The 24617-nt window shown below is 72.6% G+C and carries 22 protein-coding genes; 4 read left to right on the plus strand and 18 right to left on the minus strand.

The genetic code is table 11. The features are described from left to right. Nucleotides 1-91: 91 nt before the first annotated feature. The 5 genes from WME97_RS27510 to WME97_RS27530 form a co-directional block, all read right to left on the minus strand. Nucleotides 92-523, minus strand: a complete 432-nt coding sequence (locus tag WME97_RS27510) for an ExbD/TolR family protein (RefSeq protein WP_044965786.1) — start codon at nucleotides 521-523, stop codon at nucleotides 92-94. Nucleotides 524-533: 10 nt separating this feature from the next. Continuing rightward, the gene (locus WME97_RS27515; protein ID WP_437541568.1) at nucleotides 534-995 is read right to left on the minus strand and encodes an ExbD/TolR family protein; all 462 of its coding nucleotides are present in this window, start codon (nucleotides 993-995) and stop codon (nucleotides 534-536) included. Further along, nucleotides 946-1647, minus strand: coding sequence for a MotA/TolQ/ExbB proton channel family protein (locus WME97_RS27520; RefSeq protein WP_437541571.1), 702 nt, complete (start codon nucleotides 1645-1647; stop codon nucleotides 946-948). The genes WME97_RS27515 and WME97_RS27520 overlap by 50 nt, the downstream gene beginning before the upstream one ends. Before the next feature lie 59 nt (nucleotides 1648-1706). Further along, nucleotides 1707-2474 carry an energy transducer TonB gene (locus tag WME97_RS27525; protein WP_437541574.1) on the minus strand — a complete coding sequence of 256 codons (768 nt, stop codon included), beginning with the start codon at nucleotides 2472-2474 and terminating at the stop codon, nucleotides 1707-1709. A gap of 177 nt (nucleotides 2475-2651) precedes the next feature. Beyond that, nucleotides 2652-3359 carry a response regulator gene (locus tag WME97_RS27530; protein ID WP_437541577.1) on the minus strand — a complete coding sequence of 236 codons (708 nt, stop codon included), beginning with the start codon at nucleotides 3357-3359 and terminating at the stop codon, nucleotides 2652-2654. A 252-nt stretch (nucleotides 3360-3611) separates the two neighbouring features. On the opposite strand from WME97_RS27530, the gene WME97_RS27535 reads away from it, so the two are divergent. Further along, nucleotides 3612-4181: a serine O-acetyltransferase gene (locus WME97_RS27535; RefSeq protein ID WP_044965787.1), complete on the plus strand. Its 570-nt coding sequence runs from the start codon at nucleotides 3612-3614 to the stop codon at nucleotides 4179-4181. A gap of 38 nt (nucleotides 4182-4219) precedes the next feature. On the opposite strand, the gene WME97_RS27540 is transcribed toward WME97_RS27535, so the two are convergent. The 9 genes from WME97_RS27540 to WME97_RS27580 form a co-directional block, all read right to left on the minus strand. Continuing rightward, nucleotides 4220-5773: a PrsW family glutamic-type intramembrane protease gene (locus WME97_RS27540; protein WP_437541579.1), complete on the minus strand. Its 1554-nt coding sequence runs from the start codon at nucleotides 5771-5773 to the stop codon at nucleotides 4220-4222. Between the two features lie 481 nt (nucleotides 5774-6254). Then, on the minus strand, nucleotides 6255-6953 hold the full coding sequence (locus WME97_RS27545) for a LolA family protein (RefSeq protein WP_437541581.1): 699 nt from the start codon (nucleotides 6951-6953) through the stop codon (nucleotides 6255-6257). Between the two features lie 309 nt (nucleotides 6954-7262). After that, nucleotides 7263-7802, minus strand: a complete 540-nt coding sequence (gene ruvC, locus WME97_RS27550) for a crossover junction endodeoxyribonuclease RuvC (RefSeq protein WP_437541583.1) — start codon at nucleotides 7800-7802, stop codon at nucleotides 7263-7265. A gap of 4 nt (nucleotides 7803-7806) precedes the next feature. Continuing rightward, the gene (locus WME97_RS27555) at nucleotides 7807-9315 is read right to left on the minus strand and encodes an FAD-binding oxidoreductase (RefSeq protein ID WP_437541585.1); all 1509 of its coding nucleotides are present in this window, start codon (nucleotides 9313-9315) and stop codon (nucleotides 7807-7809) included. A gap of 157 nt (nucleotides 9316-9472) precedes the next feature. Then, nucleotides 9473-11647 carry a hypothetical protein gene (locus WME97_RS27560; RefSeq protein ID WP_437541587.1) on the minus strand — a complete coding sequence of 725 codons (2175 nt, stop codon included), beginning with the start codon at nucleotides 11645-11647 and terminating at the stop codon, nucleotides 9473-9475. A 41-nt stretch (nucleotides 11648-11688) separates the two neighbouring features. Further along, nucleotides 11689-11880, minus strand: a complete 192-nt coding sequence (locus WME97_RS27565) for a hypothetical protein (RefSeq protein ID WP_044965791.1) — start codon at nucleotides 11878-11880, stop codon at nucleotides 11689-11691. 232 nt (nucleotides 11881-12112) lie between these two features. Then, the gene (locus WME97_RS27570; protein ID WP_437541590.1) at nucleotides 12113-13597 is read right to left on the minus strand and encodes a PQQ-dependent sugar dehydrogenase; all 1485 of its coding nucleotides are present in this window, start codon (nucleotides 13595-13597) and stop codon (nucleotides 12113-12115) included. Nucleotides 13598-14509: 912 nt separating this feature from the next. Then, entirely contained in the window at nucleotides 14510-15535 is a 1026-nt protein-coding gene (locus WME97_RS27575; protein ID WP_437541592.1) for a hypothetical protein, read from the minus strand. Between the two features lie 161 nt (nucleotides 15536-15696). Then, on the minus strand, nucleotides 15697-17247 hold the full coding sequence (locus tag WME97_RS27580; RefSeq protein ID WP_437541594.1) for a protein kinase domain-containing protein: 1551 nt from the start codon (nucleotides 17245-17247) through the stop codon (nucleotides 15697-15699). 235 nt (nucleotides 17248-17482) lie between these two features. Here WME97_RS27580 and pdxH point away from each other — a divergent pair, with 235 nt between their 5' ends. Beyond that, nucleotides 17483-18070, plus strand: a complete 588-nt coding sequence (gene pdxH, locus WME97_RS27585; protein WP_437541596.1) for a pyridoxamine 5'-phosphate oxidase — start codon at nucleotides 17483-17485, stop codon at nucleotides 18068-18070. Between the two features lie 99 nt (nucleotides 18071-18169). Here the strand turns inward: pdxH and WME97_RS27590 are convergent, their stop codons facing one another. Continuing rightward, nucleotides 18170-18523 carry an HNH endonuclease gene (locus WME97_RS27590; RefSeq protein ID WP_437541598.1) on the minus strand — a complete coding sequence of 118 codons (354 nt, stop codon included), beginning with the start codon at nucleotides 18521-18523 and terminating at the stop codon, nucleotides 18170-18172. A gap of 169 nt (nucleotides 18524-18692) precedes the next feature. Between WME97_RS27590 and WME97_RS27595 the strand changes: the two genes are divergently transcribed. Then, nucleotides 18693-19106, plus strand: coding sequence for a secondary thiamine-phosphate synthase enzyme YjbQ (locus tag WME97_RS27595; protein WP_437292975.1), 414 nt, complete (start codon nucleotides 18693-18695; stop codon nucleotides 19104-19106). Between the two features lie 56 nt (nucleotides 19107-19162). Here the strand turns inward: WME97_RS27595 and WME97_RS27600 are convergent, their stop codons facing one another. After that, entirely contained in the window at nucleotides 19163-19621 is a 459-nt protein-coding gene (locus tag WME97_RS27600; RefSeq protein ID WP_437541600.1) for a globin domain-containing protein, read from the minus strand. Between the two features lie 329 nt (nucleotides 19622-19950). On the opposite strand from WME97_RS27600, the gene norR reads away from it, so the two are divergent. After that, the gene (gene norR, locus WME97_RS27605; protein WP_437541603.1) at nucleotides 19951-21528 is read left to right on the plus strand and encodes a nitric oxide reductase transcriptional regulator NorR; all 1578 of its coding nucleotides are present in this window, start codon (nucleotides 19951-19953) and stop codon (nucleotides 21526-21528) included. A 64-nt stretch (nucleotides 21529-21592) separates the two neighbouring features. On the opposite strand, the gene thpR is transcribed toward norR, so the two are convergent. Further along, nucleotides 21593-22180, minus strand: coding sequence for an RNA 2',3'-cyclic phosphodiesterase (thpR, locus tag WME97_RS27610; RefSeq protein WP_437541606.1), 588 nt, complete (start codon nucleotides 22178-22180; stop codon nucleotides 21593-21595). A gap of 27 nt (nucleotides 22181-22207) precedes the next feature. Beyond that, the gene (locus tag WME97_RS27615; protein WP_437555515.1) at nucleotides 22208-24148 is read right to left on the minus strand and encodes a M2 family metallopeptidase; all 1941 of its coding nucleotides are present in this window, start codon (nucleotides 24146-24148) and stop codon (nucleotides 22208-22210) included. Between the last annotated feature and the right edge of the window lie 469 nt (nucleotides 24149-24617).

Below are 24617 nucleotides of genomic sequence, written 5' to 3' on the forward strand. Positions count from 1 at the left end.
TCCCGTGCACCCCGCCGCGCCCGCGCGCTCGAGCGACGCGGCGGCGGCTCCCGCGCGCCTCGACTTCACCTCATCGGGGCTCTGCCCTGGCTCAGCGCGCGGGCTTCTCCGTCAGGACGGCGATCGTCTTGGCCCCGCCCATGCGCGCGGCGTCCATGGCCTCCACGGCGACCGCGTAGACGGCCTCGTCATCCGCGTCGAAGTAAAGAACGTTGTCCGAGCGCGCCGCGAAGATCCGCGCGAGCCGCTCCTTCAGCTCGCCGCGCTGCACCTCGGCCTGGTTGATGCGGAGGACGCCGCGCTGATCCACCGTGAGCACCACGGGCTTGTCGGCGTCGATGGGAGGCGGCGCGAGCTTCGCGGTGTCGTCCTTCTTGGGCAGATTCAGCCAGAGCTGCTTGGCGAGCAGCGGCGTCACGACCATGAAGATGATGAGGAGCACGAGCACCACGTCGACGAGCGGCGTCACGTTCATGCTCGGCGCGACGCCGCCCTTCTTGCCTCCGCCCTGCGGAACGCTCATCCCCACGGCGCTATCCCTCCTCCGGCGCGGCGGACGCCCCGCCGCCCCGCTGGCTCACCTGCAGCGAGATCCCGGCGAACCCGACCTCCTGGCACAGCGCGAAGGCCTCCCGGACGCGGCCGTACCGCGCCGAGGAGTCGCCCTTGATGACCACCCGGCGCTCCGGCTCGGCGGCGCGGATGGCCCGCAGCCGCTCGCCGAGCGCGCCGAGGTCGGCGACAGCCTCCTTCTCGAGGAACACGGTGCCTGCGCCGGTGATCGTCACGTAGATCGTATCGAGCTTCGATTTCGACTTCGGATCCGGCTGAAACACCGCCGGGAGCTCGACCCGCTCGCCGTGCTCCATCTGGGGCGCGATCACCATGAAGATGATGAGGAGCACGAGCACCACGTCGACGAGCGGCGTGACGTTGATCTCCGGCTCAGGCGGCTGCTGCCGACCCGAACGACTGCTCTCCGCTCGAACGCCCATGTTCGTTCTCCATCTCGTCGATGAGCTCACCCGCGCTGCGCTCGAGCGCGAGCTCCACAGCGGCGATCCGGGTGGTGAGGTAGTTGAAGCAAAGCACCGCCGGTATGGCGACCCCGAGCCCGAGCGCGGTGACGATGAGCGCCTCGGCGATGCCGGCGCTCACGGCGCCGAGGCCGCCCGAGGCGATGGTCTGGAAGGCCGTGATGATGCCGATGACCGTGCCGAGCAGCCCGACGAACGGGGCCACCGAGCCGACCGTCGCGAGCACCGAGAGGCCGCGGCGCAGGTCGGCGGAGATCGCCTCCCGGCGCCGCGACACCTCGCGGCGCGCGAGCTCCACAGGCGGCACGCCGCCCTCGCCGGCCTCGACGGCGCGCTGGAAGCGGCGCACGGCCGCGCCGACGAGCCGGGCGAGCGCGGAGCGTCCATAGCCGTCGGCGATCGAGACGAGCCGCGCGGTGTCCCAGGCCTCCATCACGGGGCGCGCCTCCCTCGCGAAGCGCCGGGTCTCCGACGCCTGACGCGCGAGCGCGATGAGCCGCTCCACAACGACGGCGACGCTCGCCAGCGCCATGAGCACGAGGGCGAACGCGACGAGCTTGCTCAAAAGCCCCATGGTCGCCCAGATGTGCCCGAGATCAAACTGCATCATGGTTACAACCTCCTTCGTTCCTCGCGCGAGAGGCCGCGTCCGCGGCCGCGCGCTCGACGTCATCTCTTCGCCTTGAACGGGATCCGGACCGTCTTGAAGGTCGACACCGGCCTCCCCTCGTGGATCGCCGGCCGGTAGCGCCACGTCTTCACCGTCGCGAGCACCACGTCGTTGAACAGCGGATGGCCGCGGACGATGGTGACGTTCGTGACCTCGCCGGTCTCGGTCACCACGAACCTGACGACCACGGTGGCCTCTATCCCCGCGCTTCGCGCCGCCTCGGGGATGGGAGGGAGGGAATTGGAGAGCGCGACAGGCGGCGCGGCGTTCTCGGGGAGGTGAATCGGCCCTTTCGGCTGCGGAGGCGGCGGCGGTGGCGGCGGCGCGGGCGCAGCCACGGCGGCCGTCCCCGTGCCGCCGGGGACCCCGCCGGGCACGCCGCCCGGTGCGCCTCCCGGCTCTCCGTAGGTGTCGTCGTCGCTCGCCTTGGCCTGGCCCGGGTCCGCCTCCGCCGGCGCCTCGCTCGGCACCGCGGTCGGCGCGACGAGCGCCGGGCGCCTGGGCGCCGCGGGGCGAGGCGCCGGAGCCTCCGCCGCCGGCGGCGGGGGCGCGGGCGCCAAGGCCACAGGGGGCGCCTCGGGGATCTGGGTGGCCAGCTTGACCTCGACGACCTCCTCCTCGGGCGGAGGAGACGCGATCGCGCCGCTCAGGCGGGCGGCGGCGAGCGCGATGGCCGCGAACAGCAGGAGCCCTGCCGCAACCCCGATCGCGAGGCGCTTCGCCCGCTCAGGATCGGCCTCCCCTGCATTCCACGTTTCAAGATACATCGAGGCTCCCGGCACACGCTGGCGACAACACAAGAGCTCCACCTGAACTCATGAGAGGGACCGGCAGGCTTCAACAAGGTCACCCAGCATGTGAATCACCGTCTGCACGGTACACTGGCTGCCGTTGCGGCCCGGTGACGGTGGGGCAACGATTGTCGTGCTCGCCCGGCAGGACGCTCAGGCGCTGCGGCTCTCGGGGAGGTCGGGCGAAGCGGCGAATCGATAGCCGATACCGCGGACGGTCTGGATATAATCGCCGGCGCTGCGCAGCTTGTCGCGAAGCCGCTTGACGTGGGTGTCCACGGTCCTCGTCGTGATGCTCACGTCGATGCCCCACACGCCGTCGAGGAGCGCGGTGCGCGTCTGCACGCGCTCGCGCGCCTCGTACAGCGCGACGAGGAGCTTGAACTCGAGGAGCGTCAGCTCGACCTCCTCGCGCTCGACCCACACGCGGTGAGCGCCCTCGTCGATCCGCAGGCACCCGAACTCGATGCTCCGCTCCCCATCCCCGGAGGACTTCGCGCGGCGGAGCACGGCTTGCACGCGCAACACGAGCTCCCGCACGCTGAACGGTTTGACGACGTAGTCGACGGCGCCGAGCTCGAAGCCGACGATGCGGTCGACCTCGTCCCCGCGCGCCGACACGATCATCACGGGGATCCGCTGGGTGCCATCGCTCTGCTGGAGAGCACGGCACACCTCGGTCCCCGGGATGTCGGGCAGCATGAGATCGAGCAAGACGAGATCGGGCCGCTGGTCCACGGCCAGCTGGACCCCCTCACCGCCCTGCCCCGCGAGGAGCACCTCATGCCCGGCTTGCCTGAGGTTGTAATCGAGCACCTTCTGGAGCGCCGGCTCGTCCTCGATGACTAAAATCCGCGCCATGGTGAAGAGCGCGTGTACCCGAGCGATGTGACGGACCGATGACCGGATGGCAACAGGGCGGTGCGGCGTCGAAAAGACCGCGCGGGCACGCAGGCGCGGCGGACGCGCGACGGGATGTAGCAGGGGAGCGCGGGCACGGCGAAAGGTCACGCGGGCGCGGCGCGGCGCAACGAGACAGACGCGACGAGGTGCCCCCGAGGGCGCGCGGCGAAAGGTCGCACGGGCGGGGCGAGATGCGCTAGGCTCGTCGGGATGCTGCGGACTTTGCGACTCATCGCGGCCGACGTGCGCCAGAAGGCCACATGGTGCTACGGCAGCGATCCACTGCCGACCATCCTGAAGACGCTGGCGACCGACGGCACCGCGGCGATGGTCCTCTACAGGTTCACGCAGGCCGCGCGAGCCCACCGGATGCCGGTGCTCGAGATGGTGCTCAACAAGGCGACCAACCTGGCCGGCGGCTGCGTGATCGGGCGCGGCGCGGACTTCGGGCCCGGGTTCGTGCTCATCCACTCGAACGGCGTTGTCATCAATGGCAACGTCCGCGGCGGATCGAACGTGCTCATCGAGCACCAGGTGACCATCGGTGCCGATCGACGGCAGACACCGGTGCTCGGGAGCGACCTCTTCATCGGCGCGGGGGCGAAGATCGTCGGCGGGGTCACGGTCGGTGACGGCGCCAGGATCGGCGCCAATGCCGTGGTCGTGCACGATGTCGCGCCGAACACCACGGTCGTGGGCATCCCCGCGAAGCCCGTGCAGCGGCGCGAGGACCGCGCCGCGCGCCCAGCCGCGGACGGGACGAACACCTCGCAGAGCTGACCGCCGCCACGCCGGCTCGGGGGTCCCCGAGCGGCGGTCTACCGGGGCGCTCGGGCCAGAAGCTCGTGCCTGAGCTGCGCGATCTCTTGCCGGAGCGGGCCGATGAAATCGGCGCTCAGGGTGCGGTTGCGGCCCTGCAGCGCGCGCGCCGTGTGCCACTTGCTGAGCGCGAGCCGCGCGCCGGCGCGGATGAAGCTCCGCCCCGTGGCGCCGCGCCAGCCCAGGGTGCACCGGAGCCGGCCGATAGGCGAGCAGACGAGCTCGAGCTCGTCCTGGGTGAGCATGCCGAGCGCGACCTCGTCGCGCAGATGATCCCGGATCACCCAGCCCTTGCGGATCACGAGCGCCACGATGATCCCGAAGAACGACGCGACGAAGCACAACCAGAGCAGGAGCCACGGCATGAAGATGTCCCCCATCGCGCGCCCCAGCGCGGTGGGGAGGAAGTTCCACACCGCGTGCAGCGCGACGCCGAGCAGGTAGCCGCCGATCGGGGCCGCCGCGCGCACCCACGTCTTCGACGACTCCCGGGCGAGCCCGAAGCCGATGCCGGTCATCGACGTGAACAGCGGGTGGAGCCAGGGCGTGAAGACGCCCCGCAGGACGAACGTGCCGGCGAGGACGTCGCTGCCCTGCATCGAGGCGCGCGCGTAATAGAGCACGTTCTCCACCGCGGCGAAGCCGAGCGCGCAGAACGTGGCGTAGATGATGCCGTCGACAATCCCGTCGAACTCCCGGCGCAGGAAGTAGAAGAAGCCGAACACGCCGAGCCCCTTGAAGAGCTCCTCCGCGAACGGCGCGCTGACCGATGCGCTGACGAGCTCGCCGGCGGGCTCGCCGAAGTTGCTTGAGACGCCGATGTGGACGCCCGTGTTGATCAGGATCGAGAAGCCGGTCGCCGCGAGCGCTCCCCAGAGGAACGCCATCAGCAGGCACCACCACGGCTCGGGATCGTACCGATCGATGATCATCGGGACGAACAGGTAGAGGACGAGCGGTGGGAACGCGAAGAGCGCCCCGACGAGCATGGCGCTCAGCATGCTCCCCCCGGACTCGATGACGCCGAGGAGCGTGAAGAGCACGTTGAGGACCGCGCCCGCGATGAGGCCGATGGCCCACAGCCACAGCCCGGCGATGCGCAGCCGCCGGTCCGGGTCGAACCTCCGAACGGCCGCCGGGTAGCCTGCGTGGTGATGCGCGTACGCGTGACCCTGATGCCCCCGCGCGTAGCCCTGGGGTGCCAGCGGGTACGCGTGACCCTGCTGCGCCTGCGCGTACGCTTGCCCCTGCGCGTAGCCCTGTGGAGCCTGCGGATACGCTTGCCCCTGCGCGTAGCCCTGTGGAGCCTGCGGATACGCGTGCCCCTGCGGCCCTTGCGCATAGCCCTGCGGCCCTTGCGCATCGCCCTGCGGCCCCTGCGGATACGCGTGCCCCTGCGGCCCTTGCGCATGGCCCTGCGGCCCCTGCGGTCCGTGCGGATGGCCCTGCGGCCCCTGGGGATATACGTGCCCCTGCCCGTAGCCCTGCGCTGGCTGCGCGTACCCCTGCGGCGCCTGCCCGTAGCCCTGCTGCCCGTGCGGCGGTTGCCCCATGGAGCTCTGCCCCGCACCTTGCGCCGGATACCCCGAAGGGCCCTGCCCGCCCCCCTGCGCGCGCTCGCTCAAGCGCTCCGCCGGCCGGGGTTGTTGCGGCACGCCGGGGGAATCGGGACGATGTCCGTGGGGATTGTTCATGGATCGAGCGCTCTCGCGAAAGCCTCGTGACAGCGGGTGACCGTTCAGCCGAGGCGAATCCCCGCCGCGCGCGTGGAGCCGAAAGCAGCGGTGACGATCCGCGCCGGGCGACGCCAGCCTCGGAGCTGTCGCTCACGCCCGTGGGATCGAAGTATCACGGAATATTTCTACCACGGCAGGGACGCGCCGGGCATATATCCCAGCAGCTTCGCCACGGCGCGCTGCCGGCGAGGAGCGCGGAGGCTGTGACGCTCCGCTTCCACGGGTTCCACGAGCTGTCGGGGGTCGGCGGGGTAACGCGGCAGCGGCTCCTCCGCGCCGGGAACGTGGCGGGAGAACGTCAGGGGCGGACGACGCGCGTGCCCGGTGGAGGCGTGAAATCGAACTCGGTCTTCCCGACCGGCTGATTCACGACCGGCGACGAGAAGTCGAACCGATTCCGGTTGCCCTGCGCGTCGAGGATCAGCACGCGGCGGACCTGGTTGGTCTGCCCGTCCACATAGAGGAGCATCTTCTGATACGCAGGGGTCGCCTCCTTCGGCGTCCCCTCGAGGACATAGCCGCCCTCGAACTTCATCTGCGCAGGATCGAGCAGGCGCAGCGAGAAATCCTTCGTGAGCTGCCCCTTGCCCATCAAGAACGCGAGCGCCGCCGGATACTGAGAGCCCTTCACCGGGGTCTCGAACATCTGCTCGTTGTCCTTCTCGTAGACCTTGATCGTGATGCCGTCGGAGACGACGCGGTTTCCGTTCGGCGCGTCGTAGATCCAGCTCATCTTGCCCGGCTTCTCGAAGGTCACCTTGCCGGTGGAGACCTTCTTCACGTCCTGGACCTTGATCGTGTAGGTCTGGGTGAAGCTCGCCTTGAAGGTCTTCGTGGAGTCGTAGAACTGCTGGACGCGCCTGCCGAGCTCTTCGGCGGTGGGACCCGCGGCCTGGGACTCGCCGGCGGTCGCGAGCGTCGCGAGCACGACCGTGAGGGGCGCCGTCAGCCCGATGAGGCACGCGGCGGCGAGGCGGTTGAGTGAGGTTCGCGTCATCCTTCCCGATCTCCTTTGATGTCCAGAGGCGTCTCGCCCCCGCTCGTCGGCGACGGGGGCGCCGGCGATGCACCGCCGGCTCCGTGCCCTGGCAGCCGCACCCTCGCTGAAGACGGGGCGCGCCGCACGTTTTCATGTTGGACGCGGCGCGGGAGCGTCCGATGCAGGCTCCATAGCACACGGGATGTGCGCCCGGACCGCCAGGGCCGCGCCCGCCGGCCCCCTGTCGCGCGGTCAGCGGTCAGCGGTCGACCAAGCCGCCGCGCCTCTCGTCCCCATGCGCGACCAGGGAGCCGCGCCGGCCCACGCTCACCCGAGGCGCGCCCGTCGCGGCCGGGCGCGGCGCTGGACGGGCGCGCCCGACGCCGCCAGCGCGGCCGCGAAGCCCGCGGCGCTGAGGTGGGTCATCGCGATGGCCAGCGCGTCGGCAGCGTCCGGCCGCGGGGGCGCGGCGAGGCGCAGGACCGCGGTCATCACCTGCGCGACCTGCGCCTTCTCGGCCGCGCCCCGGCCGACGATGGTCCGCTTCACCAGCGCCGGCGGATACTCCGAGATCGGCACGCCCGCGCGCGCCAGCCGCAGCAGCACGACCCCGCGCGCGTGGCCGAGCTTCGCCGCGCTCTGTGCGTCCTTGGCGAAGAACAGGCTCTCCACCGCGGCCGCGTCGGGCGCGAGCGACGCGATCACCTTGCCGAGCTCGTCGTCGATCTCCACGAGCCGGGCGGCGAACGTCCCGCTCGTGTCGATGTCGATGACGCCGTGCGCGACGTGCTCGATGCGCGTGCCCTGCCGCACGAGCAGGCCCCAGCCGAGGTGGCGCGAGCCGGGATCGATGCCGAGGACGCGCATCGGCTCAGCAGGCCCCGTGCGAGGGCGCCACGACGTGGGACGGGAAGCCCGGCGCGCGCTCGGCCCCCCCGTCGCGCTCGCCCCGCTCGGCCGCCTCGAGAGTCCGCCGCGGGAAGATCTTGTGCGGGTTGAGCAGGCCCTTCGGGTCGAACAGCGCCTTGATCTTGCGCTCGATCGCGATGAGCTCCGGCGACTGCTCGAGCGCGAGGAAGTCCGCCTTCGACGTCCCGATGCCGTGCTCGCCGCTCAGCGTGCCGCGCATGCCGATCACCGCGCGGAACAGGCGCGACAGCGCCGTATCCACCTGGGGGACGAGGTCCGGGTCGTTCCAGAGCAGGTTGACGTGGAGGTTGCCGTCCCCGGCGTGGCCGTACGTCAGCATGCGGACGCCCGTCGCCGCCGAGATCTCCGCGACCTCGTCGAGCAGCGCCGGGATCTTGTCGCGCGGGACCACGACGTCCTCCGAGATCTTGTAGCGCGCCATGGCGCGCGTCGTGGGCGAGAGCTGGCGGCGGGCCTCCCAGAGCCGCTCGCGCTGCGCCTCGTCCTGCGCGACGAGCACGTCGAGCGCCCCGGCATCCATGCAGACCTCCCCCACCCGCTCGGCCTGGACCTCGCAGTCCGCGGGCTCGCCGTCGACCTCGATGATCAGCATCGCGCCCGCGCGCTCGTCGACCCCGACGCCGCGCGCGCGCACCGCGTCGAGCGTGGGGCGATCGAGCAGCTCGAGGCAGCGCGGGACGACGCCGGCGGCGACCAGGGCGCTCACCGCGCGCCCGCTGGCGCGCACGTCCGGGAACAGGCAGAGCAGCGTCATGACCGACGGGGGCTTCGCGATGAGCCGGAGCGTCGCCTCCGTCGTGATCGCCAGCGTGCCCTCGCTGCCGACGAGCAGCGCCGTGACGTCGTACCCCGTCACGCCCTTCACCGTGCGCCGGCCGGTGCGGAGGCGCGTGCCGTCGATGAGGATCGCGTCGAGCCCGAGCACGTACTCGCGCGTGACGCCGTACTTGAAGGCGCGCGGGCCGGCGGCGTTCTCGGCGATATTGCCGCCGAGCGCGCACATCTTGAGCGAGTTCGGATCGGGCGGGTAGAAGAGCCCCTCGGCCTCGACGGCCGCGTGCAGGTCGGCGAGGATGACGCCCGGCTCGACGACCGCGATCTGCTCCTCGCGGCTGATCTCCTTGATGGAGTTCATGCCGATCGTGGCGATGACGATCCCGCCCCCGACCGGCACCGCGCCGCCCGACTTGCCGCTGCCAGCGGCGCGCGGCACGACCGGCACCTCCGCCTCGCTCGCCGCCCGCACCGCCTTCTCGATGTCGGCGGCCGAGGACGCGAGCACGACCGCATCCGGGCTCACCGGCGGCTGATCGGACTCGTCGCCCGCGTAGGCCGCGCACCCGTCGGCCGACGTGATGACCTTCGACGGGCCGAGCGCGCGCTCGAGGAGCCGGCGCGCCTTGTCGATGGCCGACGCCGACGGGCGGGGGAACGTGGGGTGCTGTCGCATCTCCCCCATTTACCGCGGATCGCGCGGCGATGCTGGGGGATCCGCGCGGGCAGGCTCAGGGCTGGCCGCCGCCGGAATCGGGTGCACGCGGACACGCACGCTCCGCGCTGCGTGCCCACGGTCTGCCTGCCCGCGGGCGAGCGGGCGCGCCGCGCGATCAGAGCAGATCGAGGAAGGCGAGGAGCGCCTCGATCGCGCCGGCGTCCAGCGCGACGAGGCCCTCGCCCGCGGGCGCGCCGTCGTGGAAGAAGGCGCCCGGCGCAGCGGCAGCGGCCGTGCCGCGGTGATCGCCGGCGGCGCGGCCGCCCGTGTCCTCGAAGCGCGCCCGCTCGAGCACATCGCGCAGCGTCTTCGCGGAGCCGTTCGTGAAGTAGGGCCGCTTCTTGTAGAGCCGCCGGAGCGACGGCACCCGCGCGCCGTCCTCGTGCACGTACGGCACGACGCCGGTCTTCTCGTAGCCGGCCCTCCCCCACACGATCGGGCCCTCGGGCGCGAATACGAGCGCCTCCCAGCGCTCGAACGGGGCCGCGGAGCCGGGGTCGTCGCTGCGGAGCACCGGCGCGTGGCAGCGGGCGCAGCGGTCCCGGAACACCCGGGCGCCGTCGCGCTCGAGCGGGGTGAAGCTCGTCCGGCCGAGGACGGCGGGGTTCGCGCGGTGCGAGAACGCCATGAGGAAGCTCATGAGCGCGCGGCGGAGCGCCTCGGGCGGCCGCGCGGCGCGCCCGGCGTCGGCGAGCCCGAGATCGGCGAGCCACGGCGCGCCCTCGCTCGAGATCGAGAACCATGGGTCGTGGCCGCTCAGCGCGCCGGCGACGCGGAACTCGTTGTCGGCCACCGCGGTGAGATCCGGATCGAGGGCGCGGGAGAAATGGGGGCGGTTGTTGAACAGGCCGAGCAGCGGCTTGGTCGTGGCGCGCACGTCGCCTCGACCCGTGTGGTGCGTGCGGCCGTCGACGTAGCCCTCGAAGTGGCACGTCTCGCACGTGAACCGGCTGAGCGGGCCGTCGGCCTTGTTCCACGGGGCCATCAGCGAGGTGAAGAAGAGCGCCTCGCCGAGGCGGATCTCGTCGGAGCGGGCGTCCTCGCCGCCGTCCCGGACCGGCTGCTTCACGACCGCGCCGTCGCCCGCGTCGAGCAGCCACGCGTCGAGCAACGGGTTCGCATACGCGAAGGCGCCGCCGCCGAGCGCGGCCATGGCGGCCACGCCGGGGGAAAGCAGGCGGGTGGAGACCTCCGGCGCGCTCGCGAGGCCGGCGTCCGTGGCGCGGAAGAGGAGCTCGGCCCGGCGATCGCCGCCATAACCGGTCGCGATCACGCGCACGCCGCTCGATCCAGGGATCGCCGAGAGCGCGACGGCCTTCGGGGTGAGGACGCCGAGCTCCGAGACGTTGACAGCCGAGAGCCGCGTCACCTCGGGCCGGGCGCCGGCGGCGACGCGGTAGAGGAAGACGAACGAGTCGATGTATCCGAACGAGCCGCCGGTCCTGTCGAGCGGGTGATCCTCGACCCCGCCAGCCGCGAGAAGGAGCCCGCCCCCGGCGCCGCCCGTCTCGATCGCGTCGAAGCTCCAGATCGGGCCGTCGTGGCGGACGCGCGCCGCGCCGCCCGGGAGCGGGCGGCCGTCGGCGCCGACCGGGAGCACGACGAGCATCTTGTCGAGGAGGCAATCGACGATCAGGTGATGCGCGAGGCGCACGACGCGGAACGGGCCAGCGCCGATCGGCTCGTCCCAGCGCTCGACATCGATGCGTCCGTCCGCGCCGGTGGGACCAGGCCGCAGCGTGACGAGCGTGCCGGCGCGCTCGTCGAGCGCGTAAAGGAGCCCCTCGGGGCCGGCCGCGACGTCCCGGACGCCGTGGAGGCCCGCGAGCTCGATGCGCCCCGCGAGCTCGAGCGAGGCGCCGCGGACGGCGTACCGGAAGAGCGAAGGCGACGCCTCGCCGCTCGCGAAGACCTCGCCGGTGGGCGCGACCGCGACCCCTGTCGGTGAGGCCGGCGCGGGGGCGCGGGAGAGCTCGCGAAGCGACGCGTCGAGCAGGACGAGCGCGTCGCGGCCGCGGAGCGGAGAGAGCAGCGCGGGCGCGCCCGGCGCGGCGGGGCGGCCCAGCGGATCCACGGGGAGGAGCGCGATCGGGTCGGGCCCGAACAGCCGGTCGGAGCTGGGTGCGCGGGAGAAATCGGCCTCCGCTCGGCGCGCCGCCTCGAAGCGCCGCAGCGGCTCGAGCGGGTCCGGATCGGGGGTACCGCCGTGGACCGGGGGCGCAGGGCGGCCGTCGCACGCCACGGCGGCCAGGCCGAGCGAGAGCGCGAGCGCGAGGCGGACCGCGGCCATGCGCCTGCGCCGGGGGGCAGCGGGCCGCGCCGCCGCGCCGATCACCAGCCGCCGGTGCTCGCCGGCTTCGCGGTCTCGGCCGGCGCCGCCTTCTCCGGCTCGGCCTTGGGCGCGGGCTTCGCCGCCTCGGTCGTGGCCGCGGGCTTCGCCTCGGGCGTCGCCTGGGGCTTGCCCTCGCAGCCGAAGAGACACAGGGCGCCGAGCGCAACAAGCACTGTCAAGACATTCTTCATGGGACTCCTCCTGAACGAGCGGGGCAAGCGAAGCACATCCGCTGTGCGCTCGGAAGGGGGGCGCGCGCCCGCTGCCATCGGAGGCGGCGCGACGGCGGCTGCGCGGGGTTGGCTGCGTCGGCGGAGGCGGAGCGGGCGCGCGTGGCCGCCCGCGTGCAGGAGCGGGCGGGAGCTCGCGCGCTGGATCCAGGGCCGGGCGCGAGATCCGGCGCCCGCGCCCTGGGCGGCCTGGTCAGGTCCCGGGAACGATCTTCACCAGGCTGTTGCGGTTCGCGACGAAGTATTGCTCGCCGTCGTTGTCCTCGACGATCGCGGTGAGCGCGTTGAAGGTCGGCATGCTGCCCTGACGCGCGAACGCCGGCGCGTTCGGCGCGTTCGGGTCGGGGTTCTTGTTGATGATCGTGATGGGCGACGTCTGCGCCCCGCACTGCATGAGCGCGCCCATTTTCCCTCCGGCGTAGTCGCCGAACAGGTAGACGCCCCGGAGCTGCGGCACCTGGCTGCCCCGGTACACGAACCCGCTGACGACCGACTTGTAGTCGCGGTACGGCCCTGTCGCGCTCTGCCGCCGATCCATGTCGGCGATGGGCGGGGTGTGCGTATCGCCCGCGCGCATGGTGCGCCCCTGGCAGGTGTCCGCGTGGGTGCCTTCCCACTTCGGCCAGCCGAAGTTCAGCCCCGAGGTGCCGGCAGGAACGTAGTCGACCTCCTCGTAGCCATCCTGGCCGACATCGCCGATGAAGAGGTCGCCCGTCCCACGATCGAAGGTGAAGGTATACGGGTTGCGCAGACCATAGTGCCAGGTCCGCGAGGCCGCGCCGTCCAAGGGATTGCCGGCCGCGGCGTACGGCTCGGCAGCATTCGGATCGAGGCGCAGGATCTTGCCGAACAGCGAGGCCGGGTCCTGCGACGCGCCCGGCTTGTCGCTGTTGCAGGACCCGCCCCCGTCGCCCGTGCCGACGTAGAGCATGCCGTCGGGCCCGAACACGATATGGCCGCCGTTGTGATTCACCGCGGACGTGTCGAGCCGCACGATCGTCTTCGCCGAGTTTGCATCCGCCACGTAAGGTTCGCTGGAACGCTTGTACTCGACCACCATGTCACGGTTCATGTCCGTGCCCGTGGTCGCCGTCATCATGATGTAGAACTTGCCGCTCGTCGCGTAGTCGGGCGGGAACGCCATGCTGATGAGCCCGCGCTCGTCGTCGAAGCCGCCGGAGCTGAGCCGGATCTGACTGCTCACGTCGAGGAAGACCTCGCTGCGCAGCTGACCGCCGGAGAACACGCGGATCTGCCCGGTCTGCAGCACGAGATACCAGTCGCTCGACCCCTTCGGCTGAGCGGCGTAAACCAGCTTGTCCACGTTGCTGACGACGGGAGCGAGCGCCAGCTTCCCGACGTCAGGCGCCGCGCTGGCATCGCACGCCACCGGGTCGCCGCCGCCGGCGCCGGAGCCGCCCTGTCCCGCGGTGGTCCCGGACGACGAGGTGCTGCTGCCACCGCCGGTGCCGGAGCCGGAACCAGAACCGGAGCCGGAGCCGGCGCCCGCGCCGGAGCTGGAGGCGGAGCCAGCGCCGGCCCCCGTCCCCGTCTGCGCACCGGAGGAGCCCTGGTTCCCCCCGCTCGTCACGGTGTCGCCAGAGCCGGTCGCCCCGTCGTCGCTGCACGCACCGGCGCCCAGCGCGAGACACGCGCCGCCACCCAGCGCGAAGGTCATCCACAAAGCCAAGGTTGAACGCTGTTTCGTCATGAGACGCATTCTATACATGACAAGCGCCGTGGCGCACTCATGAACTACCGCCGGGCGAAAGAACAGGACATCGGAGCCCGGGGTAAGCAGGTGACGGATCATGCCTGCAGAACGCCAACACGCGCTCGCCTGGCCGGCCGACGGCGCACGTTTGCTCGATGCGAGAGCGGAGACGCCGGCGGCGCTCCTCTCCCCAGGGCCTGTGGGCTCAAGGGCATTCGACAGGCTCGCTCAAACGGTCGCCACCGCAATCGGGCAATGGGAGAAAAGCGCCCCTCGACCGGCGTCGAGCAGCATTGCCATGATTTGATCTGCCGTTCAGATGAAATGCGCCCGGCGCACGCCAGCGTGGGCCATCGATGCGCTGCTCACTCGTCGAAGTGGATATTTAAAACAGAGCGGTACGTGCGAGTCCCCGAGGTCCGCTCGGGGCCGGGGCTATATTCCCGTCCAGGACCCTTCTGATCATCGCCTGCGACGGATCATCGCTCGCCGCGCCCTCGCCGCCGGAGCTCGCTGGCCGGCGCGCAGCGTCACCAGCAGGCCAGCCGCGCCGCGCCATGGCGCGAAGGCGCCTGGCTCACCGCGCCGGACGAGCCCGGGCGGAGAGACGTGCTGTGTTTCACCCGTGCACCGCAATCGATGCCGGTCGACTCGGCATCATCGGTCAGCTCGCCGCACGGCGCCATGTCGGAGAGGTGATCCGTGTCAATCGAGGGGCCGCGCTGAACGCCGGTGTCTCGGGGCGCCCTCGCTCACGCCGGCTCTCCTCTGTCATCGGTGCCAATCGCCTCACCCGGCTCGATGCCGGACGTCGTGGGGCGCCCCTCGAGCTCCCCCGCTGCGACGACGGCCGCTCCTGCTCCTGTGGCGCTCCGCTCAGAGAGTGCCCGCGATCCACACGCTCCCGGGGCCCAAGCCGACGCGCGCGCTCCAGGGGGCGCCGGCCGTCGGCCCGCGGCCGCGCGCGGACGCCGCGGCGTCAGGCGCAGACGGCGCGGTGATCCAGAGGATCGCCCCGCCCACGGCGAGGGCCGCCCCCGCGATGAACACCGCCGTCCCGATGTTGCCCTTCGCCACCGCGTCGTCGCGCAGATCGAGGCCCGTCCGATCGACGCAGCGGCCCGCCTCGTCGCAATGGCCGCCCTCGGTGGCCTTGTCGAACGTCGATTTCGCCATGAAGCCGAGCGCCGTGCCGACGCCGAGCCCGACCACACCGAGCCCGACCCCGACGATGCCGAGCGGCTTGCGGATGCTCCCCCCCTGCGCCGGGGGCGGGTCGCTCGCCGGCGGACGGACGGGAGGCGGCGCCGCGACCACCGGCGTCGACGCGCCGCTCGATCCCGGGGCGGAGGCCGTCTCCGTGGCGCGCTCGAGCGCCGGCACCGTGACGCTCACCACGCCCGGCTTGTCGATCGTGACCTTCACCTCCCAGGGCTCGTAGCCAGGCGCGGCGGCGGCGATCCGATGCTCGCCCGGGTCGAGCGGCACCGCCGTCCCCCAGAGCGCCCTGCCCACGGCGACCCCGTCCCGCGTGAGGCCCAGGCCCGCGATCGACGCCGCCGGCGGGACCACGATCTGGAGGCGGGAGAGCCGCGGCTCGAGCGCGGCGGCCCGGCCGCGCGCCACCCGCTCGCGCTCCGTCTGCCCGGCCGAGAGGGAGGCGGCCGCGACGTCGCGAAAGCCGATCCACGCGGTCGCGATCTTGCCGGTGCGCTCGTAGCAGTCGGAGAGGTTGAAGAGGGTGCCGATGCCGGGGTCGATCGCATGGCTCTCGGCGAACTTCGGACAGGCCTCGGCATGCTTCCCCGCGGCCATCAGCGCGCGGCCCTCGTCGAACAGCGCGACCGCGGCGGCGCGCTCCTCCCGGGTCGGCTCGGCGGCGCGCGCGGCCGGCGCGAGCAAGGCGAGCGCAGCGATCGCCGACAGGAGCGCTACCGCTCGACGGCGACCGGACCCGGCCAGCGGCGCGCGGGAGACCGCAGCAGGGCCGCCGGATTCCGGACAGGGGCTCGAGAGACGACGATGGCAAAGCAAGACGGCACCTCTCCTGGGCTCACGGGATGTCATCGCGGATCGGAAAAGAAGTCTTGCGGCGCGGTCGACGTGGGGCGGGTCGGCGGCTGGGTCCGCCCCGACGGCCGCGCGCCCTTCGACGACCCCGGCGGCCGCGGCGCCGCAAACCCGCTCGCGGTCGGCCGCGCGGTCGCGACCTCGGACACGGGCGCTTCAGGCGGCGGCGCAGGGCCGCCGTCGAGGAGCTCGGCCGCCTTGCCCGCCGCCAGATCGGCCGCGGGCACCGCCGCGTCGCGCGAGGGTGCCTCCGGCGCCAGCGGCGCCTCCGAGGGCGCCGACGCGGCGAGCGGCGCCCCACCCGACGCGGGGGCGCGAAGCGCGAACCACACGAGCCACGCGAGCCCCGCGGCGCCCACGAGCGCCGCCGCGAGGGCCGCCGCGATCCCCAGGGTGCGCGCCCCGCCGCCCTGGCGCGACGAGGCCCGCGTGCCGCCCCAGGAGCGATCCGTCGCCGCGCCGTCCGAGAGGAGCGCCGTGGGCGCGCCATCCCACGCGGAGCCGGCCGCCACGCCCTTCCCATCCGGGTCGCTGGACGACGGCGTCCCGCCGGCGGGCCCGGGCGACGTGGAGCTCGAGCGCCGGGGCTGCCCGGGCGCGCGGCCCGCCTCGGCGCTCGCGTCGAGGCGGATCTGCAGCACGCGCGCGGCGCGATCGGCCAGGTGCCGCGCGTGCGGCGGCGCGAACTGAGCGAGCTCGGCGGCGAGCTCGGCGATGTTGCCGAAGCGATCGGCAGGGCTCTTCTGGAGGCAGCGCTGGACCACCCAGCCGAGGCGCTCGGGCGCGTCGGACCGCTGCGTGTCGAGCCGCGGCGGTCCCTCGAGGATGCGGTCGTAGATGGCCATCGGGGAGTCGCCCCGGAAGGGGACGGCGCCCGTGAGCAGCTGATAGAGCATGGCGCCCATCGACCAGACGTCGGCCCGCGCGTCGACGCTCTTCGAGGAGACCATCTGCTCGGGCGCCATGTAGAACGGCGAGCCCAGCATCGCCGAGCTCTCGGTCATGTCGTGCGCCTTGGGCGCCGTGGCCTCCGCCGCGAGGGCCATCTTGGAGATGCCGAAGTCGATGACCTTGATGAGCGGGCTGCCGTCGGCCCGCTGGGTCAGGAACAGGTTGGCCGGCTTCAGGTCCCGATGGATGATGCCGAGCGCGTGCGCCTCCGCGAGCGCGTCGCACGCCTGGAGCAGGTAGTCGCAGGCGAGCGCGACCGGGAGCGGCCCGCGATCGCGCAGGACGGCCTTCAGGTCGGTCCCCTCGAGGTACTCCATGACGAGGTAAGGCTCGCCGCGCGCGAGCGTGCCGACGTCGTACACGCGCGTCACGTGCTCGCTCCGGATGCGCGCCGCGACCTGCCCCTCGCGCAGGAAGCGGGCGACGAGGTCCGCGCGCTCGCGGGCCTGGGGCTGCAAGAACTTGATGGCCACCCGCTCGCCCAGCAGGAGATGGCGGGCGGCGACGACCACGCCCATCCCGCCTTCACCGAGGACGCGCTCGACCTCGTATTTCTCCGCGAGGACGTCCCCCACGCTCACCGGTACGACCATGCACGCCCTCGCTCCGCCCCTCCGCTAGTATCAAACCAGCGCGTGCGCGACAACGCGAGCTTTCCCGGAAATCAGCGAGGGACGAGGGAAGCCGCCGCGCCGCCATAGCCACCCAGCCATGCAGCCACGCAGCCACCCGAGCTCGCGCGCGTTGCTCGCATGCATCGCGGGTTCGCCAGCGGCGCGCTCTGCTTGTATATGCATGACGCAATTTCACCATGAGCACCGTTTCACCATGATCACCGAGCCGACCGATCCGTTCGTCATCGCGCGCGAGCTCCTCGAGCAGCGGCAAACCACCGAACCGACCGACGCGACCGCCATGACGCTCGCCACGGCGGACGCGTCCGGGCGCCCCTCGGCGCGGATGGTGCTGCTGAAGGGCATCGACGATCGCGGGTTCGTGTTCTTCACCAACTACGAGAGCCGCAAGTCGATGGATCTCGAGGCGAACCCGTTCGCCGCGCTGTGCATCCACTGGGCGAAGGCCGCGGAGCAGATCCGCGTCGAGGGGCGGATCGAGCGGGTCAGCGACGCGGAGTCGGACGCCTACTTCGAGACCCGCGGGCGGGGCAGCCAGATCGGCGCGTGGGCGTCCCGGCAGAGCGCGCCGCTGCCCTCGCGCGAGGCGCTCCTCGATCGGGTGCGCGAGATCGAGCGCCGCTTCGAGGGCCGGCCGGTGCCTCGGCCGGAGTTCTGGGGCGGCTACCGGGTGGTGCCGGAGCGCGTCGAGTTCTGGTACGGCCAGGAGAACCGCCTGCACGACCGCGTGGTCTACGTCCGCCACGGCGACGGCTGGCGCGTCGAGCGGCTCTACCCCTGAGCGCGGCGCCGCGAGGAGGGAGCCCTCGCGGCCGCGCGTCGGGCTCCCGACGGGGGGATCCAGCGCGGTGCAGGCGCGGGGCGCCACGGCGGAGCGGCGCTACGTCCCGGCGCCGCGGAGGCGGCTCGCCTTGCGCTCCCTGAGCCGCTCGATCACCGCGACGAGCCTCGGGTCGTCGCGGCGCCGGACGTCGAGCCGCATCCCCTTCAGCGCGTTGCACCGGCCGCACGCGAGCGCCAGGTTGTCGAGCGCGTCCGTCCCGCCGTGCGTGCGCGGGACGATGTGCTCGATCGTCGCGCGCTGGATCGGCTCGCCGTCGAGGCCGACGACGACGTGCGAGAGGCAATGGATGCACTTGCCCACCCACGCCGCCTGACCCCGGATCTCGGTGCGCTCGAACGTCGCGTCGGTCGCCACGATCTCGAGGATGAGCCGCCGCCGCGCCGCCTTCACGGCGCTCGATCGTAGCCCCACTGCGCTGCGCCCGCACGCGGTTCGCGAAAGGCCAGGAGGTGGGCTATGGAGCCCCGGAGCCGGCGCGCGCCCGCGGCGGCAGGCGGCCGCGGCGCGATCGTCGATCACGCGCTCCGTCACGCTCCGTGACCCGCGCGGGGGAGAAGCCATGAAATCGAAGACCGACTATTTCTACTTCGAGACGAAGGCCAGGCGCGAGCTCATCAACGTCACCGAGCGCGTCGCGGCCGTCGTCACCGCCAGCGGCATCCGGGAGGGCATGGTCCTCGTGAGCGCCATGCACATCACCGCCGGCGTGTTCGTGAACGACCACGAGCCGGGCCTCTGGGAGGACATCTGGGCGTGGCTCCAGCAGCTCGCCCCCGAGGGGCCCGACTACAAGCACCACAGGACCGGCGAGGACAACGGCGACGCCCACCTCAAGTCGATCCTCGTGCACCACCAGGTGATCGTGCCCATCACCGCGGGGAAGCTCGATCTCGGGCCCTGGCAGCAGATCTTCTACGCGGAGTTCGATGGCGGCCGGCGCAAGCGCGTCGTCGTGAAGGCAATGGGGGAGTGACGCCGCCGGCCGACGCGCGGGCTCCGCGGGCGACAGGGTCGAGGGCGCTCGCCTCCCTAGCCGCCCGCGGGCGCCGCCGGTGGCGGCGCGTGGGGCCTCGCGGCGCCGTACTCCCTCGCACCGCGCTGCATGAGCGAGGCGATCGCGCCGAGCGCGTCGGTCCAGGCCTGCTGGTGCGCCGGGGACCAGTCCGCCCCCGCGACCTCGGCCATCGCGGAGATCAACGCGTCGGCGACCCAGGGGTACATCGCGTCCGTGACGCCGTAATCGACGTGCTTTGCCCCCATCGCCATGAGCTTCTCCTCGAGCCACGACGCGTCCTCCAGCCGGTCGATGACCGCGGCGAGCGCCTCGGTGAGCATCTTCTCTTGCTGCTCCTGGCTATTGCGCCCGAAGAGCGGCTTCACCTGCGGATACCGAGAGAACAGGATCCCGTAGAAACGGTGCGTGAGGTTGGGCGCCCTCTCGATCACGAGCTCGAAGCTCTCCCGCAGCAAGCCAACATTCAATCCCATGAAAACCTCCAGGCCGGGCGCTGTGCCGGTGATAGCCGTCGTCGGCGGTCGATTCGCCCGTCGGCTCGCGCTGGCCGAACGCGTTCGCACGGGCCGTGCCAGGAGCGTTTCTCCGGGGATCGCGTCTATCCTCGCCGGATCGGCGCGACCTCGGCAGCCGGCGGCGGTTTCCCATGGGAAACCTGGCCCGCTGCCGAGGGCGGCCGCTCCGGCGGCGCCCAGCCGCGCGCCTCCCCGACGCGCGCCTTGCTCCGCTTCACCCCACGTTGTTTCCTGCCGGTGTCTCCGACAGGAAACCTCCGTCGCCTCCGTCTCCTCGAGGAACCCGCGTGACCCTGCTCGACGCCGTGCTCAGCCTGTCCGAAGCGCCCGCCCGCGACGAGGCGCTGCAGCGGATCCTCCGCGCGCTCGCGCGGGTGACGGCGGCGGACGCGCTCTCGGTGCTCACGGCGGCGGAGGACGGCTCGGTCGACGTCGCCGCGCAGATCGGGCTGTCGCCGGCCGCCCTGGGGATGAGCTTCCGGCCCGCGGAGCACCCGCGCCTCCGCAGGGCGACGCAGGCGGCCGGGCCGATCCGCTTCCTCGATCCGAGCGAGCCCGACCCCTACAGCGGCTGGCTGCTCGGCAGCCCCGGAGAGATCCACCCGATCCACGCCTGCATGGCCGTGCCGCTGCACGTACAGGGCCGCCTCGCCGGGCTGCTGACGCTGGACGCCTGCGATCCCCACGGCCTCCGCGGCCTGCGCGACGAGGACGCGCGCGTGTTCGCGGGGCTCTGCGCCGGCGCGCTGCGGCTCGACGCCGGCGCCGGGCCGCTCTACGCCGGCCCGGAGGCGCGCCGCGCGATCGGCCCGGCGTCGAGCGGCCCGGCGCCGGCGAGCCGCTCGACCGGGATGCGGCGGATCGAGCGCGAGATCGCGGTGCTCGCCCCGCTATCGGTGCCGGTGCTCGTCACGGGCGAGACGGGCGTGGGGAAAGAGCTCGTCGCCCGCGCGCTGCACGAGCGATCGCCCCGGGCGAGTCGGGCGCTCGTGATCGTCAACTGCGCGGCGATCCCCGCGCAGCTGGTCGAATCGGAGCTCTTCGGCCACAGGAGAGGCGCGTTCACAGGCGCCACGGCCGCGCGCGCTGGCAGGTTCGAGGCGGCGCACGGCGGGACGATCTTCCTCGACGAGATCGGCGAGCTCCCGCTCTCGGCGCAGGCGCAGCTCCTGCGCGCGCTGCAGGAGGGGGAGATCCAGCCCGTGGGCGAGGACCGGGCGCGCCGCGTCGACGCGCGGGTCGTCGCGGCCACGAACCGCGATCTCCGGCGGGAGGTCGCCGAGGGGCGCTTCCGCGCCGATCTGTTCCATCGGCTCTGGGTCTACCCGATCTGCGTGCCGCCCCTGCGCGAGCGGCGCGAGGACATCCCCGCCCTCTGCGAGCGCTTCGCCGCCGAGCTCGCGGCCGAGCTCGGCGCGGGGCGGGTGGACTTCACCGAGCCGGCGCTGGGCGCGCTCGCGCAGGGAGCGTGGCCGGGCAACGTCCGCGAGCTGAAGAACGCCGTGGAGCGCGCCGTGCTTCGCCGGACGATCGCGGAGGGCAAGAGCGCGGCCGGCAGAGCGCTCGTCGTGCGGCGCGAGGATCTCGACGCGATCGACGGCGGCGCGCAGGAGCGCTCGCTCGCCCCGCGGATCGAGCTCCCCGGGGAGCGGCTGCGGCTCGCGGACGGGTCGCTGGGGCAGCCCGTGGAGCCGCTGGCAGAGGCGCTCGAGAGGGCCCGCCGCGAGGCGTTCGCCCGAGCGTTCCGGGCGGCAGGCGGCAACGCGGCGACGGCCGGACGGCTGCTCGGGCTGAGTCGATCGTTCGCCTACAAGGAGGCGGTGCGCCTCGGGCTCATCCCTCCGGCAGGGCCGCGCAAGCGCTGAGGCGCCCGAGCGAGACGCCGTCCTCTCGAAGGACGGAACGGGGCGCCTCCACGGAGGACGACGCTCAGCGCGCCTGCTCGGGGGTGCCGATCCCCTCGAGCGGCACGCGCGCGAGCGCCGTGTAGCGCGCCCCCTTCGGGGTCAGCTCGCTCTGGTAGACGATGATCTCCTCGACCCGCGTCTCGCCGAAGTCGACGCTGCCGACCGCCTGAGCGCAGGCGTCGAGCGCCGGATCGCCGCGCGGATCGCGCGAGCGGGCGAGGGTGAGGTGCGGCTCGAACGGCCGGTCCTCGGGGACGTAGCCCGTCGACATCGAGAGCGTCTGCTCCAGGTCGCGGTGGATCGCGGTGAGGGCGCCGACAGCGCCGCCCACGCCGAGCCAGAGCACGCGCGGGCGACGCCGCGTTCCGAACGCGCCGCCCTTCTCGATGCGCAACGTGAGCGGCCTGTGGAACGCGGCGACGCTCCCGGCCGCAGCGATGACGAGCGGCAGGCGCTCCTCTCCGATCTCGCCCATGAAGGCGAGCGTGATATGCAGCCCAGCAGGCTCCACCCACTTGGCGGACGGAGCCCGCGGAGCGATCTCCCGCAGGAGATCTCCGATCTTGGCGAGGAGCTCGGCTCCCGGATCAACAGCGACGAAGACGCGCACAGCTCACCTACGCTCACCCACGCTCAATTACCACCCACAGACTTCACGCTTGTTCTGCTCCTTGAGCCACCTCCGGAGCGGCTCGAAGTACTCCAGCATGGCGCCCGGATCGGCCGCGGTCTCCCCCGTCACCGCCTGCATCGCCTCCTGCCACGGGCGGCTCGCGCCGAGCGAGAGCATGGCGCGCAGCTTCTCGCCCGCGGCCGCGCTGCCGTGGATCGAGCACGCGTGGAGCGGCCCCGTGTGCCCGGCCGCCTTGCACAGCGCCCGGTGGAACTGGAACTGGTAGATGTGCGCGAGGAAGTAGCGCATGTACGGCACGCCCGCCGCGACGTGGAACTTCGCCCCCGGGTCGAAATCGGCCTCGCTGCGCTGCACCGGCGGCGCGACGCCCTGGTACTTCAGCCGCAGCGCCCACCACGCCGCGTTGTAGTCGGCCGGCTTCGTCCTGCCCGAGAAGACATCCCACCGCCACTGGTCGATGAGCTTGCCGAACGGGAGGAACGCGATCTTGTCGAGCGCCTTCTTGAAGAGGAAGTTGATGACCCCCTTCTCGTCCTCGGACACCCTGTCGAGCAGCCCCAGCGACCTCAGGTAGCTCGGCGTCACGGAGAGGGCCAGCGTGTCCCCGATCCCCTCGTGGAAGCCTTCGTTGGCGCCCGACTGGAACAGGATCGGGAGCTTGTAGTACTGGTGGTAATAATAGATGTGCCCGAGCTCGTGGTGGATCGTGATGAGATCCTCCTCGCTCGGCTCGATGCACATCTTGAGGCGGAGATCGCCCCGGTCGCCCACGTCCCAGGCGTTCGCGTGGCAGACGACCTCGCGGTCGGCCGGCTTCTTGAGCAGCGATCGCTCCCAGAAGGTCGTCGGCAGCGGGTCGAACCCGAGCGAGGTGAAGAACCGCTCGCCGAGCGCGACCATCTGCTTCCCGTCGAGCTTCTTCGCCTTGATCTTCCGCGTCACGTCGAGCGAGGGCTGGCCCTTGTACGGCTCCATGAGCGCGTAGACGTCCGACCACTCCTGCGCCCACATGTTGCCGAGGAGGTGCGCCGGGATCGGGGCCTTCTCGCCGATCCTGTCCTTGCCGTGGATCGCGCGCAGCCTCGCGCGCACATAGCAGTGCAGCTCGTCGTAGAGCGGCTTCAGCTTGCCCCAGAGCCGCTCGGTCTCGGCCTCGAACGCCTCGGGGGACATGTCGTATCCGGCGCGCCAGAGCGCGCCGACGTCCGGGAGGCCGAGCTCCGCCGCCCCCTTGTTGCCGAGGGCGACGTAACGCTCGAACTTCGGCCGGAGCGGCGGGGCGATCGCGTGCCAGCCCGCCCACGCATCGAGCAGCTCGTCCCAGTCGCGGCTGGTCTTCAGGAGGTTTTCGAGCTCGTCGAGCGCGAGGCACTTCGGCTCGGCCCCGGCGCCCGCGGCGCGCGCCGCGCCCAAGCCCGCGGTCGTCGCCCGCCCTGGCCTGGCCTTCGGGCAGTGCTTGCCCTTGCCGTACAGGCTCGTCATCTCGACCGAGAGCGCGGCGAGCTCGGCGCGCTCCGCCGGGTCGCTCGGGGCCGGAAGGGCGGTCGAGATCTTGAGGAGCGAAAGCTGGCGGGCGACGTCCGCGGGCAACGCGAGCCCGTCGAAGCGCGCCGCCGCCTTCATCGTGCGGTTCAGGTACTCCATGCTCGCCTCCTCGGCAGAGGCGGCGAGCGCGTCGGTGTCGTCCGTGAGGTAGGTCTGGTTGACCCAGGACGCGCGCGCGGACTGGATCCGCAGCCTGCGCAGCTCCCGGTCGACGGCGGCCACGAAGGCCTGCGCCTCGGCCGGGCTGGGCGGCGCCGCCTGCGGGGGGGCGGCCTCCGGCCGGGCCGCCGCGGGCGTCGTGGTCGCGGGCGCTTCCTCCCCCTGGCGCGGCGGCGCTGGCGCCGTCGCCGTCGAAGCGGCGCCGCTGCACGCCGCGCCCAGCCCGAGCGCGACGAGCATCAGCGGACGCACGATGGCCGTCCGGGCGAGGGCAAAGCGGACCACGGGCCCTTCATACACGCCGGACCGTGCCGAGGGAACCAGGAGCGACGTGCGATCGTCGGGGCGCGGCCCCCGCCGCGCCGCCCCTCCGGATTCAGCCGCGCCCCCCGCGAGTCACCCGCACCGTCCGCGATTCACCCGTACCGTCCGCGATTCGCGCGGGTCGGCGCGACCTGGACGAACCGCCCCGCGGTGACGGCTGCCATGCGGCGGTGAACTGCCGTTACAATGCTCACCCACCATGAGGAATGCCCTTGCGCCCAGGCCCACGCTCTCGGCGGTCCTCGGCCTCGCCGCCGCCGCCCGCCCGGCGCCCCGCTCGCCCGCAGGACGGACGAGCGGCCGCCGCCCGACGGCCCGGAGCAGCCGCTCCCGGTCGCCTCGCAGCGCGAGGCGGCGAAGCGCTGCGACGAGCTGCGATCTCGAG

The organism is Sorangium sp. So ce367 (genome assembly GCF_051520455.1).
Lineage (GTDB): Bacteria > Myxococcota_A > Polyangia > Polyangiales > Polyangiaceae > Sorangium > Sorangium cellulosum_B.